The sequence below is a fragment of the Spirulina subsalsa FACHB-351 genome, assembly GCF_026130165.1.
Lineage (GTDB): Bacteria > Cyanobacteriota > Cyanobacteriia > Cyanobacteriales > Spirulinaceae > Spirulina_A > Spirulina_A subsalsa_A.
This window is the reverse complement of sequence record NZ_JAIHOM010000041.1, coordinates 1-19453: the sequence shown is the minus strand read 5'-3', so window position 1 is coordinate 19453 and position 19453 is coordinate 1. Positions and strand designations below refer to the sequence as shown.

Sequence of the window (19453 nt, the reverse complement as noted above, 5' to 3'; positions counted from 1 at the left end):
CCCTGTTCCCTAGCCCCACGAGTAGAGTTATTCCGCAAGCCCTATATAGGATTACTATCAACTTAAATAATTGTTAATTTAAGTAAAGATAAGTATTTATACTGAACAGCAACCCTTAAAATTGAAAATAATTCCCAATGATATTTCATGACATGACACCAAAAATCCAGGGAATTTGCCGCTTTTCACTCATTCAACCTCTGAGTGCTGCTTTCAGTATATTCACTGAACTTACCCCAGAGAGGAGTCAACGATGGCATCTTACTCAGTTCCTCTGTTCTGTTTTCTTTTCATTCTCCCCCTAATCACTGCTTACCTTAGCCTGAATCCTGCCCAAGGTCAAATCACCCCCGCCAACGACAGCACAGGCACAATCATCACCCCCAACGGTCAGCAAATCAACATCACAGGCGGGACCCTCTCAGGAGACGGCACGAATCTCTTCCACAGCTTTGAACAATTTGGACTCCATAGCAACCAAATTGCCAACTTTCTCAGCAATCCTCAAATTCAGAACATCCTAGGACGAGTCACAGGCAATAATCCCTCCCTCATCAACGGCCTCATTCAAGTCAGTGGCGGCAACTCCAACCTCTACCTCATGAACCCCGCAGGCATTATTTTTGGACAAAATGCCCAACTCAACGTCCCCGGAGACTTCTTCGCCACCACCGCCACAGCCATAGGCTTTAACGGTCATTGGTTCAACGCTTCAGGCAACAACGATTATAGCCAACTCCTCGGCAACCCCTCTGAATTTGCCTTTGACCTCTCCCAAGCAGCCCCCATCGTCAACACAGGTCATTTAGCCGTTACTGCCGGACAAAACCTCACCCTAATAGGAGGAACCATTGTCAATATAGGCACCCTAGAAGCCCCCGCCGGAAATATCACAGTTTCTGCGGTTCCAGGCAGTAGTTTAGTCCGAATTGAACAAACAGGACACCTCTTAAACCTCGAAATCGAACCCCCCAGAGATACCAACGGGCAAATCCTCCCCTTTACCGCCCAGGATTTACCCGCCTTACTCACCGGAACAGCAGCAGAAACCGGACTCATCGTCGATGCTCAAGGTATCATTCAAGAGCAAACAACAGGAATCGTCATTCCCGATGATGCACAGACCGCCATAGTCTCCGGTTCCCTAGATGTCTCCAATTCATCCCCCACCCTGCAAGATGGAAAAGGAGGAGCCATCACCATTGTGGGTAATCAAGTGGGATTATTAGATGCCAGTTTAGATGCCTCTGGAGTAAACGGAGGGGGAACAGTACGCATCGGGGGAGACTATCAAGGCGGTGGAGCCATCCCCAATGCCTCCCAAACCCTGATTACAGAAAATTCCAGTATAGATGCTAGTGCTACCGCAACCGGAGACGGGGGACAAGTGATTGTCTGGTCTGATGAATTGACCCGTTTTTCAGGAGAAATCAAGGCCAGAGGCGGGGAATGGGGAGGAGACGGGGGATTTGTGGAAGTTTCTGGGAAGGAATTGCTCCTGTTTTTGGGAGATGTGGACGCAGGGGCTACCTTGGGGAATTCTGGAACCTTGTTGCTCGATCCTAAGAACATAACCATTAGTGATGCAACCGCTCCTTTAGTGACTTTATTCAATCCCAACCCTGTCAATGGGGGCTATTTTGGCTGGTCAGTAGCAGCCCTAGGGAGTGATCTCCTCGTTGGGGCTCCTCGGAACACCTCTGGGGGCATCAACAAAGCGGGACAAGCCTATTTATTCAACAGCAGTGGGGAGTTACTCCAGACCTTCGACAATCCCAACCCTGTAGATGGTGGTGATTTCGGGTCAGTAGCAGTAGCAGGAAGTGAAATCCTCTTTGGGGCTTCCTATAACACCTCTGGGGGAATCAACAAAGCGGGACAAGCCTATTTATTCAACAGCAGTGGGCAATTACTCCAGACCTTCGACAATCCCAACCCTGTAGATGGTGGTGATTTCGGCGATTCAGTGGAAGTAGTAGGGAATGACCTCCTGATTGGGGCTCCTTACAATACTTATGGAGGAATCAATCGTGTGGGACAAGCCTATTTATTTAACAGCAGTGGGGAGTTACTCCAGACCCTCAACAATCCCAACCCTGTAGGGGATGGCATTTTCGGCGATTCAGTAACAGCAGTAGGGAATGACCTCCTGATTGGGGCTTCTGGGAACACCTCTGGCGGATTCAACAAAGCGGGACAAGCCTATTTATTCAACAGCAGTGGGCAGTTACTCCAGACCTTCGACAATCCCAACCCTTTCAAGGGGGGCTATTTCGGCTTTTCAGGAGCAGCAGTAGGGAGTGATCTCCTAATTGGGGCTCCTTGGAACACCTCTGGGGGAATCGACAAAGCGGGACAGGTCTATTTATTCAACAGCAGTGGGCAGTTACTCCAGACCTTCGACAATCCCAACCCTATAGGGGATGGCATTTTCGGCTATTCAGTGGCAGCAGTAGGGAGTGACATTCTGATTGGGGCTCCTTACAATACTTATGGAGGAATCAATCGTGCGGGACAAGCCTATTTATTCAACAGCAGTGGGCAGTTACTCCAGACCTTCAACAATCCCAACCCTTCATTGGATACCCGTTTCGGCACGTCAGTAGCAGTAGTACGGGATGACCTCCTGATTGGGGTTCCTCGGAACACCTTTGGGGGAGTCGATTATGTGGGGCAAGCTTATGTATTCCAGCCCACCTTCGGCAATTTCAGTGATAATCTCTTTAACAATATCCCGTCCGACTCCATCACCCTACAAACCAATACTATTACCCAGATCACTAACACAGGAACCCATGTCATTCTACAGGCCAACAATGATATCACCATCAACAGTGCCATTGTGACGAATAACCCGACTGGAAACGGTGGGAATCTCACGTTACAAGCGGGACGCAGTATCCTCATCAACGCTGATATCACCACCGATAACGGCACCCTCAACCTCATAACCAACGAAACCACCGCCAACGGTGCCATCAGTGCCTTCCGTGACCCCGGAAATGCTGTGATTACCATGACTTCTGGAGTGACACTCAACACCGGAACAGGCAATTTAAACATCCTCCTCAATACGGGAGAGGGTTTAACTCATAACAACAGTGGTGAGATTACCTTAAGTAATCTCACCTCCTCTGGTACAATCCAAGTTGAAAACAATGGACCGGATCACGGCGGCATTGTTATTAACAATACAATCAACGCCACGAATGGCGGTCAGGTTAACCTCATTGCTGATGGCGATATTACCACTCGTAATATTTTGACTGCCAATGGAACAGGGACGGGAGGAGAGATTTTCCTGCATAGTCGTCAAGGTGCCATTACAACACAAGCCCTGAATACCAATGGGGGTGCAGGAGATGGGGGTGCAGTCACCCTCATTGCCGCAGAAGGAATCACGGCCACCAATATTAGTACCCTATCTCTGCAACGGCAGGGAGGCAATGTCAACTTAACTACGCCCGGATTGATTCGTATTACAGATTCTTTTACTGTTGCAGGCCTTGAAGCGAGTATCGCAACCGTGGGAAATACCGCAGGAGGGACGATTACGATCCGCCATGGGGGCCAAGGGGTGATTCCCTTCGTTGTCGGGGATGCGAGTGTGAATGGGACAGCTTCCACGTTAATTACGGGACTTGCCCCCCATGAAAGTATTCAACCTTGGCAAGAATATCTTCATACCTATAGTCAAGGGGCAATGCAAATTATTTCTGTGGATCCCCCGAAGGTCCCCCTCCAAACAGCAACAGGTGTTGCTATCTCAATTCCTGACATTCCTAATCTGAAGGATATTCTTGTGCAGATTACTGCTAATCAAGTGGGTGCGATCGCAAAACCACGCCTGGATGGTAGTCAAATCTTACAATTTCCCGACGACCCCAAGCCTTTAATTATAGAACCTTTTGACATACCAATTCTTTCCCAAGTCTCCGAATCATCGGTTCTCTCCGTTGCTTCTAACTCCATGACTTCCTCCCTAGAAGACCTTCGTTCTGACTTGCAAAAGACTTTCACCCAAGATAATCTACCGCTCATTGTCACTCAAATTGAAAATTTATTTACGGCAGAATATACCCAAAAATTTGGCGAAATTCCTGATACTGAATCTTCAGAAATTTCAGCCAGCCAGAATGAGGATGAAGCCGTTGAAAATATCCGTTTAACTTTAAAAAATATTCGTGAACAAACGGGAACTAATCCAGTGATGATCTATGTGATGTCTTTCCCTGAACAATTGGAATTAGTGATGGTGACACCTGAAGAAAACCTCATCCACAAAACCCTTCCTGAAGCTAGTGCAGAAAACCTCCAAAAAACGATTCAAACTTTTTCCAGAATTGTCAGTAGTCGTCGTAAAACCCTCGGCTATCTCCCTTCTGCTCAAAAATTGTATAGTTGGCTGATTGAACCTCTCGAATCTGAATTGGAAGCACTCAATATCGATACTCTTGTGTTGAGTTTAGACCGAGGACTACGCACTATTCCTTTCGCAGCTTTGCATGACGGAGAACAATTTATCATTGAGAAATATAGCTTGGGTCAAGTTCCTAGTATTAGTTTAACTAACACTCGCTACCAATCTCTAAAAGGAAGTGAAGTTTTAGCCATGGGGATGTCGGAGTTTAAAAATCAATCTCCTTTGCCAGCTGTCTCTGTTGAGGTTCAAACAATTGCTAATACAATATGGCAGGGGGATGGGTTTCTGAATGAATCTGTCACCTTTGAGCATTTGAAAGAACTAAGCCACAAACAAGTCTATGATATTGTTCATTTGGCAACTCACGCAACTTTTGAACCTGGAGATTCCAGCAACTCCTACATTCAACTGTGGGATCGTCTATTACAAATCAATGATTTACGTCAATTGGGTTGGTATAAATCCCCCCAAGTAGAATTGTTAGTATTGAGTGCCTGCCAGACGGCGGTTGGTGATGCTAATGTTGAACTAGGGTTTGCGGGGTTGTCGATTCAAGCGGGGGTTAAATCGTCTCTGGCGAGTCTTTGGTCTGTGAGTGATGTGGGAACCTTAGCTTTGATGAATGGATTCTACCAACATTTAGGGGAACAGGATGTGACGACTAAGGCGGAGGCATTGCGTCGGGCGCAGTTGGCGATGGTGCGGGGGGATGCACGTTTGGACGGGGGGCAGTTGGTGATGAATGGACAGCGTTTTGATTTGCCTCCGGAGTTGGCGCAGTTAGACAATTTGGATTTGCGCCATCCTTACTATTGGAGTGGGTTTATGATGGTGGGGAGTCCTTGGTAAGGGAGAAGGGAATATTAAAACGGTAAACTATCCACGATTTGCCCCTCTAGAATTTTATACCCCCATTCGGGATGCTTTTGTAACTGTTGTTCTACAATGTTTCGACCTAATGGATTTTCATAGGCTTTTTGTAAACTTTCTAGGGAGGGGGGAGGACTGGTATCATTTTTAGGGGCTTTATTTTGCTCTAGGGAAGGGGGGAGGTTAACTTGATTGTGTAACTGGGCTAATTTTGCCATGACACTTTCTTTAGTCACGGCTTTTTTTTCGGTAAAAGCAGAGGGCAGGTAGGGGGTTTTAACGCCTAACTTTTGTGCTTTTAGTCCTTCGTCGGCCAGGCGATCGCATTTCCGCAAAAAACCATCCCACAAGTCTTGTGCCAAGCGAGGATCACGCAATTCTTTCCGCGCTTTCGCGACGGCCATTTCTAGAGGTTCTTTTTTCTGCAAATAATACTGAATCCGTTCTTCCTCAAAGGCCGGATAAGGTACACCGGGCGCAATTTCCCAATCCCGTTGGATCTTTTGACTCGCTCCTAATGGTTCCCCCCGTTTAAATTCTTCCCAAAAAGGGGAAACCAATCCCTTCGTAATGCTATCAATAATTTTAAAGACAAAACCAGACGGATTTTCTGCCCCTTTTTGAATAAAATACTCTAATAAAGCCCATTGAAATTCCTCAAATTCTTCTTGGGATTCCCAAGGCCCAGCAAATTGATAATGAGGACTCACTCCTATCATATTATAGTTTCGCCTTGAGTTAAAATAAGGGTCAATGGTAGCAGAAGAAACTGCTTCAATTTGTGTTAATTTTATATTCTGAGTTAGAGTCTGTTCAACCGGATTATTTTCAGGTTTAGTCTGATTCTGCTCTGGCAAGAGAGAAGGAATAGATTGTTCAGACCCAGAAAGCGGAAAAAAAAGTTTCATCTTTTCCAACTTACCTAACAGTTCAGCCCCATCCACTTGTACTGCAAGGGGTGTTTCTGGTTGTCCCACCCACTGTTCCCTTAAAAAACCTCGACGACGCAATAAATCCCGTGCCGCCTTCTGTTCTTCGGCCGAGAGTCCTGTTACTTCTTCTAGCTGTTTGGGGCTTAATTTGAGCCAATTAGGGGCAATTCCAGCCTCCTGATGACTCAATATATAATCCAACAAAACCGTTGCTGTTACTCCCCCGATAAAACGTGCCAAAAGCGGGGAGTATTGCGCCGATTTTTCCCCTTGCTTGAGAACTTCCTGTAACTGATCAAACATAAGAACTATTATTTAAAGTATAATTACTTATTAATCTAGACCCTTACCTCATCCCCCTTGGCTAAAATCCCGTGATAGCAGATATGGGGTCAAACAGGGTGATCTCTATCCTCGCCAATTCCTTCTCTCCTCACCCTTATCTACCCCATCCTATCACCTAGAAAATGTGTTAAATTCGCCCGGATCTTCTGATTAAGATCAATGCAGAAGCCCCAAAAACCAGAGATCATCATAGTATATTCACTCAGACAAACAGGACACCAAGATGCACTTATCCTTCCTAGGCACTCGTTATCAATCCCAACGTCAAACCGTTGAAACCGTCGAAACCGATACCGTCGCCAGTTTCTTAGGGAATCGCTATTATCTCCATCGCTCCGTACAGATGACCCCCTCTTCCCACTTGGGATTGCGCAAATATCGTGGAGTCACTTACTAAACCCGTAACGTTTTCAAATTTACCTAAATTGACCTAAATTGACTCATTGACTCATTAAGGCACTTCTCAGTCTCAGTCTCAAGGCTGGGATTTTTTTATTGGTTTCCATTCTCCGGTTGAACGGCGATCGCCAAACGCACCCCCGGCACCTGTCGTAACTCATCCATCACCCGCACCACAAATCCATGAGGCACTAACTCATCCCCTTGAATTAACACCACCCTTTCCCCCCCCAAGGTGGCTACCTTTGCCTGAATTTCCCCTAATGTCACCCCTTGACCATTGAGTGCCATTCTCCCATCAGCCCCAATCGTTAACAGGATCACCTCCTCACTGGTCTGATTTCCCGTCGTAGCACTCGGTAAGTTCACCGGAAAACTTTCCCATCGGGTGAGATACAGCGAGGCCAAGACAAAAAAAGCTAAAATCCCGAAAATGACATCAATCATCGGGATCAGATTAATCGTAAAAGGACGTTCCGGTTCTTCAGGGAGACGCATTCGGAGAATTCCACTCAAAAGCAGCTTGAAAAAAGCGTTCTTCACAAATTAACGCATATTCATAAGTCCCTTGGGTTTCTGGGGTGTCCGTAGCATAACGGTTGACTAAACCTTCCAAGGTTTGGGCCAACTCCTCAAATTCTGGACTGCTATAGGTGCGCACCCATGCCCCATACTGATGCTCGGGAATCCCCCCTCGGGCGAGTTGTTGCCCAATATAAGCATATAGACGCATACAAGGGGTCATCGCCACAGTTGTGAGGCCGACGGTGTTTCCCCAAGCGGTGGCTAATAAAAAGTCCGTATATTGGCGAGTGGCTGGACTAGGACGAATCGTTGTTAAATTCACCCCCCACTGACTAGCATACTGTTGATGGAGTTTTAACTCCTCTAACACCCCTCCGGCTAGATGATAAAGTTGGGTGAAACCTTCTTGATCTGGGGCTTTGGCGGCTGCGATACTATAAGCGCGGGCAAAAGCTTCTAAGAAAAAGGCATCTTGACCTACATAAAAGGCAAATTTTTCTGGGGGTAGGGTACCCTCATAAATTCCCCGAACAAAGGGATGATGTAAACAAGCTTCTTGATAATGATGGTTTAATTGCCAGAGTTGTTGACTTAAGCCCATAGGAATGACGATTAATCAGATTCAGTTAGAATTCGCTTGTTTTTATTTTAAGGGTTCAACTGTCCCAAAACATCACTTTTTTATTCCTGAAATACTCGTTTCGGGAATGGGATTGAGAGTTGCTTGTATAATCGGGGTTGGCTTGGACAAAGATATACAGCAGTAGGGTTGTCATTATGGCGAGGATCATTCGTTCAAACATAATTCGTTCGGGAGACTAGATTTAGAAAACAGCAAGCAATCATCTCTGTGAGCAGAGATCATCAAAGTTTTTTGAGCGGCAATCACTCGTCAATTCAGCGCAAAGCCAATTGAACCTAGTGCCAGCTAAATCTACACTAAACCCAACTCAATCAGCTTAGGATTGCATTTGATTGAACTGCCCTAGATACCATTGCATGAACAGGCAATCTTAGGCAAGGGATAAACAGCTAAATCAACCGCCAAACCCATAACGGTAAAAAATATCAGGCTAACAAATATCAGGCTAAAAGTTATGACGAGAAAGCTGAGGTTGTCTCAATTTACATGAGCCTGTTTAGGGCAATTGATGCTTAACGCCATTGTAATCTACTGTGGGATAAAAGTCAAAAAACACCCATTTTTTTAACCTTTCGATTAACATTCACCCCATTATTAAAGATTCAATTGAGATTTTATTAAGTGTTCAGACAGAACGATTCTCGGGAACAGAATCGAGTATTCTAGGATTATCGGGCAGATTTTAGAAGATTTGCCGGGTTCACGTTGCCGAATCACCTATACTATGCGCATTGAGCAGTTGCAGGCATTTTTAGCCGTGGCACAGCAGGGAAGTTTTGGACAAGCGGCCCGACTGTGTGGGATTACTCAGTCCACCATTAGCCGACAAATTCAGGCGTTAGAGTCGGAGTTAGGTTTAGCGCTGTTACACCGAACGAGTCAAACTAAGTTAACGTTAGCTGGGGAGCAGTTATTTCCCCGAGCAAAACGCATTTGTCAGGAATGGGAAAATGCGCTGGGGGAGTTAACAGAGTTAAGGGAGGGGAAACAGCCGGAACTTTGTGTGGCGGCGATTCATTCGGTCTGTGCCTATCATTTGCCTCCGGTTTTATTGGAGTTTTGTCGGCAGTATCCCCAAGTGCAGTTACGGGTAACGGCATTGGGGAGCGATCGCGCTATCAAAGTCCTGCGAGATAGTTTGGTGGATGTAGCCATTGTCATGAACAATCCCCTGTTAACCACATCCCCGGAAATCATGGTAGCTCCCCTCTACGAAGAACCGGTAGAAGTGTTAATGGCAGCCGGACACCCCCTCGCCGCCTATAGTGAGGTGCCTTGGTCGGAATTAGTTCATTATCCCCAAGTGGTGTTTAAAGATGGCTATGGGATGCAGCGTTTAGTTCAAGAGCGCTTTAATAAATTAGGAGCGACCCTACAAGCAGCCATGGAATTAAATACCCTCGATGCTTTTCGGGGGGTAGTACGACAGGGGAAAATGATTGCTTTATTGCCACAGTCGGCCTTACAGGAATCTAAGCAAGATCCCTCCTTGGCGGTGCGTTCCCTTGGCAATTCTTCGGTCTTAGTGGCCTGTCCTCCCCTGACTCGTCAAGTGGTTTTAGTGACAACTCGCGATCGCCTTGAGATTCCCCCCATTCAACATTTTTGTAATTTAGTCAAACAGATGTTAACGGTATCTCCCGAGTCAAGGGAATCGGTTCCCCTGCTCGCAGAATGAACCCCAAGGGGGGAACTGATTACTGATTACTTTTCACTGTAAATGTACACCCGCTTAACCTGTCAAAGGTACAACTCACCTCATGGTATTCTTAGGGTAATTCTGCCTACCGTGATTCAATTACGATTCTAATTTGTGCTTGAATTGTGGGACTGTCGGGAATTTGCTAAACCTTGTGAATTGAAATCCAAATGCGATCGCCTGTTTCTCTTTCCTCCTTCCCTAGTTTTTTGCCCCCAGAAGTCATTCAACTCACGGAAGAGACTTCCATCCAGATGGCGCAACAAATCCAGCGCATCGCCCTAAAAACCCCCTTGTGTGACGCGCCCATTGGCACCTGTTACACCCAACAAGGTCAATCTAACACCCCCCTCCTCCTCCTACAGGGGTTTGATAGTTCCCTGTTAGAGTTTCGTCGCCTCCTGCCTTACCTTGCCCCCCAGCAGGAAACTTGGACCGTGGATCTTTTAGGCTTTGGATTTTGCGATCGCCCCCCAGAACTCCCCATCGACACCGAAGCCTTAAAAATCCACCTTTACCACTTCTGGAAAACCTGCATTCAGCGCCCCATGATTCTAGGGGGAGCATCAATGGGGGGAGCCACTGCCCTTGACTTTGCCCTCACCTACCCCCAAGCCGTAGAAAAACTGATCCTCCTCGATAGTGCAGGCCTCGCCAAACGCCCCATCATGGGGAAATTTCTTTTCCCCCCCTTAGAGCGTTGGGCGACAGACTTTTTGCGCAGCCCCAAAGTCCGAGAAAGCATCAGCCGTAAAGCCTACTATGATCCCCGTTTTGTCACCCCCGATGCCAACCTCTGCGCCGCCTTACATTTAGCCTGTCCCCGTTGGAGTGAAGCCCTCATCTCCTTTACCAAGAGTGGGGGTTATGGCTCTTTTGTCAAGTTTTTGCCCCAAATTCAACAACAAGCCCTAATTATTTGGGGAAAAAATGACCAAATCTTAGGCACAAAAGACGCGCCCATTTTTGCCCAAAAACTACCCAATAATCAATTAATTTGGATTGATCAATGTGGTCATGTTCCCCACTTAGAACAGCCTCAAAAAGTGGCCCAAGCCATTTTGAACTGGTTAAGTGGAGCTTGCTGAATATAGCTTTAACGTAATACGAGACTTCAGCCCTTTTTCTGGAGAAAATCTTCCCGATAGACTGTCTAGGGGCCAGTAAAGAGATCCTGTAGAACGTTAAAAGGATAAAAACTATGAGCAAAAGTGGTAATAATGGCGGTCAAGGCCGTCCTTCGACTGGTTTTCCCGGTGGAAACTGGCCTAGTACCACCGGAAAACCCTCGGGTGGTGGTCGTGGGAATGCCCCACCCAAAGGGAAATAAAAGTCAGTATTTTCCTGTTCCCTTATTTCCTCAGTTAGGTTAACGCCAACAGCAAGCCCTAGGGCTTGCTGAAAAAGGTCGGGAGTTGGGAGTAATTGTCGATTTTTAATGCCCCCGATTCCCTAATTCGCCACTAAAACCCGATCTAACAAAGGTTCTCCCGTCAAACTAAACGCCCGGACTTCCGTAATTTTCACCGCCACCGTTTTCCCCTTTAACTCCCCTAAATCCCCCTTAAAAAACGTTAAACGATTACCTCTAGTCCGTCCCATCACTTGACTCGGATCCTTGGGATTCACATCCTCCACCAACACCTCTTCAAGGCGGCCAGCATAGCGTTGAGAACGTTCGGCGGCCTTCACCTCCACCAAACGATTGAGACGTTGTAGGCGATCGCGCTTCACCTCCTCACTTAACTGATTCTCCCACAGTGCCGCCGGAGTCCCCGGACGGGGAGAATAGGCCGCCGTATTCAACTGATCAAAGCCAATATCTGCCACCAACTTGAGCGTATTCTCAAACTGCTCCTCCGTCTCCCCCGGAAACGCCACAATCGCATCGGCACTAATCGAAGCATCCGGCATCAACTCCCGAATTTTATCAATAATGCGGCGATACTTCTCCTGAGTATAGCCCCGCGCCATCGCCTTCAACACCTCATTATCCCCCGACTGGAACGGGATATGGAAATGTTCACACACCTTCGGCAACTCATGGCAAGCTTGGATCAAACGTTCCGTAAAATAGCGTGGGTGACTGGTCGCAAAGCGAATCCGGTCAATCCCCGGCACATCATGGACAAAATAGAGTAAATCCGTCAGGGTGTGTTTATGCCGTCCATCGGGCAGACTTCCCGGCAAATCTCGCCCATAAGCGTCAATATTTTGCCCCAGTAACGTCACCTCCTTAAATCCCTGGGCCGCCAACTCCTCCATCTCTGCACGAATGGCCTCGGGAGTCCGAGACTGTTCCACCCCCCGCACATTTGGCACCACACAGTAAGTACAACGTTCATTACAGCCATAAATCACATTGACCCAAGCCGTCACCGTGCTATCGCGGCGGGGTTTCGTGATATCTTCCACAATATGAATCGGTTCCGTGGCCACCACTTGACTCCCGGCCAGCACCTGTTCCAATAAATCCCCCAAACGATTGGCGTGTTGGGGCCCCATGACCAGATCCAACTCCGGCACCCGACGCAGGAGTTGTTCCCCCTCCTGTTGGGCCACACACCCCGCCACAATTAGGGTCAAGTTGGGATCTGTTTGTTTCCGTTTTGCCTGTCTACCGAGGTAAGAATAAACTTTTTGTTCAGCATTATCCCGAATGGTACAGGTATTATAGAGAATCACATCGGCTTGATAGGGGTCTTCTTCCCAAATCAAGCCCATTTCATCCAGAATACCTGCCATCCGTTCAGAATCGGCCTTATTCATCTGGCAACCAAAGGTAGTGATGTGATACTTACGGGATGCGGTCATGGGGGTTTTATCGCGTACAAGTGGTTAGTTGACACATTTTCTTATCCTAACAGAAGTCTTGAAGATATGGGATTGAAGTGATCAGCGTCGAGGTGGAGTCAGGAATAATGATCAAAATGGGAGCAAGAATACCCCAATTTCCTTGAGTTGGGGATGAATTGCGACCCAACCAAAAAACATAGCTCAAATAAGAGTCCTATGATATATTGTTGGAGATTGCTAGTTTAACCAAAAAATGAACAAAGCATATTAATTCAAGCTAAAACCGAATAGCTCTCAAAAAGCCTAATTCGTGATTGTTCTTGGGAAGTTACGGCTAAATCTGAATCAACAGATTTGAGAAATCAGGAGACATCAACGGCGTTAGTTGTTGAGCCTAGCAACCCTCTACAATTAAATTTGTTTGAGTGGAGTAATGGTCAAGTAATTGGCTATTAGAATCCTCATCTTCTGCGTAGCAAAGTTGGGGTTCTTCAATGGAGATGTCTATTCAGCAAACCCCATTAAAAAAACACCATGACATCTCTAAGCTCTGAGAATTTTGTTCCCTTTACTGCTCGTATGATGGCCGCTATTCGCGCTCTGGAACAACAACAAACGAATCCCCTCTTTCAGGATCTTTTGGCGGAACAACTGGCAGGAGAGGAGGCTTTAGTGGCTATCCAAGAACGTTTAACTTCCAAAGACCTCGCTTATGTCGCTATTCGTACCCACTATTTTGATCAATTTCTTACCCAACACCCCGCTCCTCAAGTGGTAATTTTAGCCTCGGGCTTAGATACACGAGCCTATAGACTTCCTTGGCCTAAAAATACGGTTCTTTTTGAATTGGATCACGAAGGGGTTTTGGCCTATAAAACGGCTCAATTGCAAGACCAAACTCCCGCTTGTGAACTTCACTTATTGGGCATGGATTTAACCCAAAGCCATTGGGGGGAAGCCCTACAAGCCAAGGGTTATAATCCCACCATTCCCAGTGTTTGGTTAGTGGAAGGGCTATTGATGTATCTAGAGGAGGAGCAAGTGCGCGCTATTCTGAAACAGATTGCCGCTTTAACCACTCGTCAAAGCTATTTGGGTCTAGATTTAATCAATCAGGTGAGTGTTAACTATGCGCCCTATCAGGGGTATTTCCGGTCGGGATGGGATGAACCGGAGGTGCTACTGGCGGAGTATGGATGGCAGGGGAAAGTTAGTCAACCGGGAGAGCCGGACACTCACCCAGAGCGTTATCCTTGGACTTTCCCGCCCCGAGATCAGCCGAATGTGGAACGAGTTTTTTTGATTCAGTGTGAGCGCATTGACACTCCCGCCGTTCCCTAGTCGTTGTCAATTCTCAATTTCCCCACACCCCATCCCCTGCGGATTGCTCTTGAGAGGGAAACCCAACCCCTAAAGGTTGTGTTTTCCCCGCTTTTCTTGCCCAGACGACCGCCTACAATGACTATATTGGTCTTGGCAGGAGGATGAGAGAAGGTTATGCAGCCCACGAACCCTAATCAATTCACGGAGAAAGCTTGGGAAGCGATTGTTAAAACGCCGGAAATTGCGAAACAGAATAAAAACCAGCAGATTGAGAGTGAACACTTGCTGAAGGCGCTGCTGGAACAGGAAGGACTGGCGACGAGTATTTTTAATAAGGCGGATATTAGTGTGCAACGGTTGCGCGATCGCACAGAAGAATTCATTAGTCGTCAACCCAAGATTACCCAAACCACTGACTCGATCTATTTAGGACGGAGTTTAGATGTTCTACTAGATCAGGCGGAAAAAAACCGTCAAGGGTTTAAAGATGATTTTATTTCTATTGAACATTTAATTCTCGCCTACGAACAAGACGAACGGTTTGGGGCGGCTTTATTTAAAGAATTCGGATTAACGCGCAAAAAACTACTAGAGATCATTATGAGTATTCGAGGCAGTCAAACCGTCACTGATCAAAATCCTGAAGGCAAATATGACGCGCTGGAAAAGTATGGACGGGAATTGACAACCTTGGCACGGGCGGGTAAATTAGACCCGGTAATTGGTCGAGATGAGGAGATTCGCCGCACGATTCAAATTCTCTCCCGTCGGACGAAAAATAACCCGGTATTAATTGGGGAACCGGGGGTAGGGAAAACGGCCATTGTCGAGGGATTAGCGCAACGGATTGTCAGTCGAGATGTGCCGGACTCTTTGCGCGATCGCAAAGTTATTGCCCTAGATATGGGGGCCTTAATCGCCGGGGCTAAATATCGCGGGGAATTTGAGGAACGTTTAAAGGCTGTCCTCAAGGAAGTTACGGAGTCGGAAGGACAAATCATCATGTTTATTGATGAAATCCACACCGTCGTAGGTGCTGGAGCGACTCAGGGGGCAATGGATGCCGGAAACCTGCTCAAACCCATGTTAGCTCGGGGTGAATTGCGCTGTATTGGAGCGACTACCTTAGATGAATACCGCAAGTATATTGAAAAAGATGCGGCTCTAGAGCGGCGTTTCCAAGAGGTTCTAGTGGATGAACCGGATGTGGCCGATACCATCTCCATTTTGCGGGGGTTAAAAGAACGCTATGAGGTGCATCACGGGGTTAAAATCGCTGATACGGCTCTAGTGGCGGCCGCCATGTTATCGGATCGGTATATTAGCGATCGCTTCCTCCCCGACAAAGCCATTGATTTAGTCGATGAAGCGGCCGCTAAACTGAAAATGGAAATCACCTCCAAACCCGAAGAATTAGACGAAGTAGACCGCAAAATTCTTCAGTTTGAAATGGAACGTTTGTCCTTACAAAAAGAAAATGATCCCATTTCTTTGGAACGTTTAGAGGTGTTAGAACGGGAATTAGCCAACCTCAAGGAAGAACAATCCCGTTTAAATGCTCAGTGGCAATCGGAAAAAGAAGTCATCAACGAAATCCGCACCATTAAAGAAACCATTGATCAGGTTAATTTAGAAATTCAACAAGCCGAACGGGATTATGACCTCAACCGGGCGGCTGAATTACGCTATGGCAAATTAACCGATTTACAACGTCACGCCAAGGAAACAGAGGCCAAACTCCTTAATCTTCAAACTACTGGAAAGTCTCTCTTACGGGAGGAAGTAGTAGAAGCGGACATCGCGGAAATTATTTCCAAATGGACGGGCATTCCCATTAGTAAATTAGTTGAGTCCGAGAAGGAGAAACTCTTACATCTTGAAGCAGAACTTCATCAGAGAGTGGTGGGACAAGATGAGGCCGTAACGGCCGTTGCCGATGCCATCCAGCGTTCCCGTGCCGGACTCGCGGATCCCCATCGTCCTATTGCTAGTTTTATTTTCCTCGGTCCGACGGGGGTAGGGAAAACGGAACTCGCCAAAACCTTGGCCTTAAGTCTCTTTGATAGCGAGGAGGCAATGGTACGCATTGATATGTCCGAATATATGGAAAAACACGCCGTTTCCCGCTTAGTGGGAGCGCCTCCGGGCTATGTGGGGTATGAACAGGGGGGACAACTCACCGAAGCGATTCGCCGTCGTCCTTACTCGGTGATTTTATTTGATGAGATTGAAAAAGCCCATGCTGATGTATTTAACATCATGTTGCAGTTATTAGATGATGGCCGTTTGACGGACTCCCAAGGTCATACGGTGGACTTCCGCAATACCATCATCATTATGACCAGTAATATTGGGTCGCAATATATTCTCGATTTGGCGGGAGATGATAGTCAATACGAGGAAATGCGATCGCGGGTGATGAATGCTATGCGAGAGAGTTTCCGCCCAGAATTTCTCAACCGCATTGATGAAATGATCATTTTCCGCAGTCTGGTTAAAAGTCAATTGCGGGAGATTGTCAAGCTCCACGTTGACCATTTAGAGACTCGTCTGGCCGAGCAAAAACTGTCCTTAAAGATGACTGAGGTGGCTTTAGATTTCTTAGCAGAAATCGGCTACGACCCAGTATATGGCGCACGTCCCCTGAAGCGCGCCGTGCAGCGTTATTTAGAGACAGCTATTGCCAAGGAAATCCTACGCGGTCACTTTAACCCCGGTGATACCATTTTGGTCGATGTGGTGGATGAACGGCTCACCTTTGTCAGTAAACAGTAATCAGTGAACAGTAATCAGTGGTTGGGTGGAGTGCCAGCGCAACCCAACCACTGATTAACATTCATCGTAAATATCGAGCGGCCAACTGTAACGCATCCTGAAGATCCACTGTGCCGTCTCCGTTAGAGTCCAGAAAATCTTTCAACACTGGGTTACTGCTTTGAGGATTTTCGTTGGAAGTGCCGCTTTGCAGAAATTGTAAAATCAGGGGAATTAGGGTGGGTAACAGGGCTTGCACGGTAGCACCATTTAAGCCTGTTTTTTGTTCCACTTCTTGTAATAATTGCTGCATCTGGGGCTGACTTAAGAGCAGTTGCACCACTTGATTATTCGCCGTTGTGCCACTGTACTGGTTAACAATCGCTTGGGCTGCGCCTTCCCCTTTGCTGTTACACTCGGACTGTAAACTAGAGCGTACATATTTCCCCACAATGGCGATCGCACCTTGTAAGGCTTGAGGGTTCGTTTTTGTCGTCGCGCTCAGTTGTTGCACGGTGCTGGCAATGCTCCCCAATTGCGCCGCACTGGCGATCGCTTGAGGATTATTAATGGCGCCGAGAATCGTATTGAACAGAGTCATAGTGAGTTAAACGTAAACAACAAATTTCGGGGGGAAGACGCACGAAAAATTCTCTAAGCCTTGGGCTTTAGAGAATTTTTGGGCTTCCAGTCATGGCAAAAATTAGCCTTCGGTATTAATATAAGGCATTAAAGCCATATAGCGCGCCCGTTTAATGGAGGCCGTTAAATCCCGTTGTTGTTTGGCGGTTAAGTTCGTGATCCGACGAGGCAGGATTTTGCCGCGTTCCGTGACAAATCTCCGCAGCAGTTCCACATCTTTGTAATCAATGGGATCACCGGGTTTAATGGGGGAAAGACGTTTACGATAGTAAGCCATAGTAAAATCCTAGAGAATCGCTCCTATTTAATTTCTTTGTGAACCGTGTGTTTATTGCAGTGGGTGCAAAACTTCTTCAGTTCCATGCGTCCGGTCGTGTTGCGACGGTTCTTCATGGTAGTGTAACGAGAGACACCGGGCGATCGCTTTTCGGGATTGGATCGGCACTCTGTACACTCTAAGGTAATGATTAGTCTAACGCCCTTCTTACTTGCCATAGTTCCAGTCTGACCATTCTCGGTATTTAAGACACAATTTATTATTTTCGCATACGAAAGCGCAGTTCGGCAAGCCATCGGCGCAGACGAATATCTAAGGAGAAACCGCGCTTGGTTTGAATCACCACTGTATTACACAGCCGATCGTGAAATCCTTGGTTATAGTCCTCATCGGCGTAGGCCACCCCACAACCCGCTACAAGAGGGGACACCAACAATAGAGTAGAGAAGGGGTTGACAAAAAACAAATTCAGCCCAATCATGGCCAGCAGGGCTGATCCCCCCAGTAAAGCCTCTCGTTTGAGCAGGATAAATAATTCCGGAACCTTGCGAAACCGCACATCCATCACCTTAATATCCATACACCAAGAGCCTAAACTCTGTCCTCCATTGCGATCCACCACCACCACACGCAGGGTAAACCAAGCCCCTAAAAAGACCACCATTTGCAAAAAAGGAGGGCCGGCTAAGGAACTAATTACCCAAACACAGACAAAATCAATCAGAAAGCCGTAAAAGCGGCGTTCAAAGGGGACTTTCGGGAATCGTTTGGGAACCGGGCGATCGCTAGTCATGGCTAAATCTCGCATCAGACCAATACCTGTTACCGTTTAGGGGTGTTGCGCTATATTGCCAGTTTAACCGAATTGGGAGAGAGAAAGAGATCGGGATTCTCTGCCCCAGCTCAGGGATTAACGGGAACATCCTCCTTGCCACGAGTCAATTCTACGGCATCTCGGCCATCAATCGCCTGTAAATAAACCTTCACCGTTTCATCCGACGACGTGGGCAAATTTTTCCCGATAAAATCAGGATGAATCGGCACTTGTCGATGACCTCGATCCACTAAAACCGCCAGGTAAATCACCTCCGGTCTACCATATTCAATAACCGCATTTAAGGCCGCACGAATAGTGCGACCTTTATAGATTACATCATCCACCAAAACCACAATTTTCCCGGTTAAATCAAAGGGAATCTGACTCTTGGCCGGAGTTCTCATCCCAATCTGATCAAGATCATCCCGATAGAAGGTAATATCCAACGCTCCAGTCAGGACTTTTTCCTGTTCTAATACCTCAATTTGGGCGGCCATCAGTTCAGCCAGAGGAACGCCTCTGGTATAAATACCTATTAAAACCAGCTTAGAAAGATCCCCAATGCGTTCAATAATTTCTGAGGATAAACGGGTAATCGTCCGGCGGATTTCTTCGGCAGAAAGGATTTCAACAATGGCAGCAGACATAGAACATCTTTAAAGTTGGAGTATATTGTATTCTAGGTGATCTATGAGTTCTTATTCTGAGTAGCCCAGTTGACATCCTCCCCAGCTATCACGTCGTGGGGATTCCCTGTCTGACCATGACCAAAAATAATGGGTTTCAAGCCCCGCCCTTCCAGGGCGGCATTAGGAGTGCTACAATGATACCAAGCAAGCCAGTGTCAAACAATGTTTGTTCTCGAATACAAGGTCAAACCTAAACCTTATCAAGTCGAAGCCATCGACGAAGCCATTCGGACAACTCAGTTCGTCCGCAATAAAGTCTTGCGTTACTGGATGGACAATCGGGGTGTGGGTAAGACTGAGCTATTTCGGTACAACACAC

Annotated in this window: 16 protein-coding genes and 1 pseudogene; 8 read left to right on the top strand and 9 right to left on the bottom strand. The window is 46.9% G+C overall.

The window, feature by feature from the left end:
- Window positions 1-253: 253 nt before the first annotated feature.
- Complete coding sequence (locus K4A83_RS10090; RefSeq protein WP_265264381.1) at window positions 254-5272, top strand: CHAT domain-containing protein; 5019 nt, start codon at window positions 254-256, stop codon at window positions 5270-5272.
- Between the two features lie 14 nt (window positions 5273-5286).
- Here K4A83_RS10090 and K4A83_RS10085 read toward each other — a convergent pair whose 3' ends face one another.
- Window positions 5287-6528 (bottom strand): hypothetical protein, encoded by a 1242-nt coding sequence (locus tag K4A83_RS10085; RefSeq protein ID WP_265264380.1) that lies wholly within the window; start codon window positions 6526-6528, stop codon window positions 5287-5289.
- A gap of 265 nt (window positions 6529-6793) precedes the next feature.
- Between K4A83_RS10085 and K4A83_RS10080 the strand changes: the two genes are divergently transcribed.
- Complete coding sequence (locus K4A83_RS10080; RefSeq protein ID WP_265264379.1) at window positions 6794-6967, top strand: DUF4278 domain-containing protein; 174 nt, start codon at window positions 6794-6796, stop codon at window positions 6965-6967.
- Window positions 6968-7062: 95 nt separating this feature from the next.
- Here K4A83_RS10080 and K4A83_RS10075 read toward each other — a convergent pair whose 3' ends face one another.
- Window positions 7063-7467: an ExbD/TolR family protein gene (locus K4A83_RS10075; protein WP_265264378.1), complete on the bottom strand. Its 405-nt coding sequence runs from the start codon at window positions 7465-7467 to the stop codon at window positions 7063-7065.
- Window positions 7454-8095, bottom strand: coding sequence for a TenA family protein (locus tag K4A83_RS10070; RefSeq protein WP_265264377.1), 642 nt, complete (start codon window positions 8093-8095; stop codon window positions 7454-7456). Before K4A83_RS10070 ends, K4A83_RS10075 begins: the two co-directional genes overlap by 14 nt.
- Before the next feature lie 766 nt (window positions 8096-8861).
- On the opposite strand from K4A83_RS10070, the gene K4A83_RS10065 reads away from it, so the two are divergent.
- The 3 genes from K4A83_RS10065 to K4A83_RS10055 all read left to right on the top strand — a co-directional run bounded on the left by K4A83_RS10065 (window position 8862) and on the right by K4A83_RS10055 (window position 11166).
- A complete protein-coding gene (locus K4A83_RS10065) occupies window positions 8862-9815 on the top strand; it encodes a LysR family transcriptional regulator (RefSeq protein ID WP_265264376.1) in 954 nt (317 codons plus the stop codon).
- A gap of 191 nt (window positions 9816-10006) precedes the next feature.
- Window positions 10007-10924, top strand: coding sequence for an alpha/beta fold hydrolase (locus K4A83_RS10060; RefSeq protein WP_265264375.1), 918 nt, complete (start codon window positions 10007-10009; stop codon window positions 10922-10924).
- A 113-nt stretch (window positions 10925-11037) separates the two neighbouring features.
- Complete coding sequence (locus tag K4A83_RS10055; protein WP_265264373.1) at window positions 11038-11166, top strand: hypothetical protein; 129 nt, start codon at window positions 11038-11040, stop codon at window positions 11164-11166.
- A gap of 122 nt (window positions 11167-11288) precedes the next feature.
- On the opposite strand, the gene miaB is transcribed toward K4A83_RS10055, so the two are convergent.
- The gene (miaB, locus tag K4A83_RS10050) at window positions 11289-12650 is read right to left on the bottom strand and encodes a tRNA (N6-isopentenyl adenosine(37)-C2)-methylthiotransferase MiaB (RefSeq protein ID WP_265264372.1); all 1362 of its coding nucleotides are present in this window, start codon (window positions 12648-12650) and stop codon (window positions 11289-11291) included.
- A gap of 516 nt (window positions 12651-13166) precedes the next feature.
- On the opposite strand from miaB, the gene K4A83_RS10045 reads away from it, so the two are divergent.
- Together K4A83_RS10045 and clpB are read left to right on the top strand one after the other, a co-directional pair.
- Window positions 13167-13973 (top strand): SAM-dependent methyltransferase, encoded by an 807-nt coding sequence (locus tag K4A83_RS10045; protein WP_265264371.1) that lies wholly within the window; start codon window positions 13167-13169, stop codon window positions 13971-13973.
- A gap of 156 nt (window positions 13974-14129) precedes the next feature.
- The gene (clpB, locus tag K4A83_RS10040; protein ID WP_265264370.1) at window positions 14130-16730 is read left to right on the top strand and encodes an ATP-dependent chaperone ClpB; all 2601 of its coding nucleotides are present in this window, start codon (window positions 14130-14132) and stop codon (window positions 16728-16730) included.
- 61 nt (window positions 16731-16791) lie between these two features.
- On the opposite strand, the gene K4A83_RS10035 is transcribed toward clpB, so the two are convergent.
- From K4A83_RS10035 to pyrR, 5 genes are all read right to left on the bottom strand, one after another.
- A complete protein-coding gene (locus tag K4A83_RS10035) occupies window positions 16792-17310 on the bottom strand; it encodes a hypothetical protein (protein WP_265264369.1) in 519 nt (172 codons plus the stop codon).
- A gap of 102 nt (window positions 17311-17412) precedes the next feature.
- Window positions 17413-17628 (bottom strand): 30S ribosomal protein S18, encoded by a 216-nt coding sequence (rpsR, locus tag K4A83_RS10030; protein WP_017306917.1) that lies wholly within the window; start codon window positions 17626-17628, stop codon window positions 17413-17415.
- A gap of 23 nt (window positions 17629-17651) precedes the next feature.
- A complete protein-coding gene (gene rpmG / locus K4A83_RS10025; protein WP_071525322.1) occupies window positions 17652-17846 on the bottom strand; it encodes a 50S ribosomal protein L33 in 195 nt (64 codons plus the stop codon).
- A 41-nt stretch (window positions 17847-17887) separates the two neighbouring features.
- Window positions 17888-18421 carry an RDD family protein gene (locus tag K4A83_RS10020; RefSeq protein ID WP_407809989.1) on the bottom strand — a complete coding sequence of 178 codons (534 nt, stop codon included), beginning with the start codon at window positions 18419-18421 and terminating at the stop codon, window positions 17888-17890.
- A gap of 110 nt (window positions 18422-18531) precedes the next feature.
- Complete coding sequence (gene pyrR / locus K4A83_RS10015; RefSeq protein WP_265264367.1) at window positions 18532-19092, bottom strand: bifunctional pyr operon transcriptional regulator/uracil phosphoribosyltransferase PyrR; 561 nt, start codon at window positions 19090-19092, stop codon at window positions 18532-18534.
- A gap of 204 nt (window positions 19093-19296) precedes the next feature.
- On the opposite strand from pyrR, the pseudogene K4A83_RS23145 reads away from it, so the two are divergent.
- Window positions 19297-19453, top strand: a pseudogene (locus tag K4A83_RS23145) (RNA-guided endonuclease TnpB family protein); the annotation flags it as partial.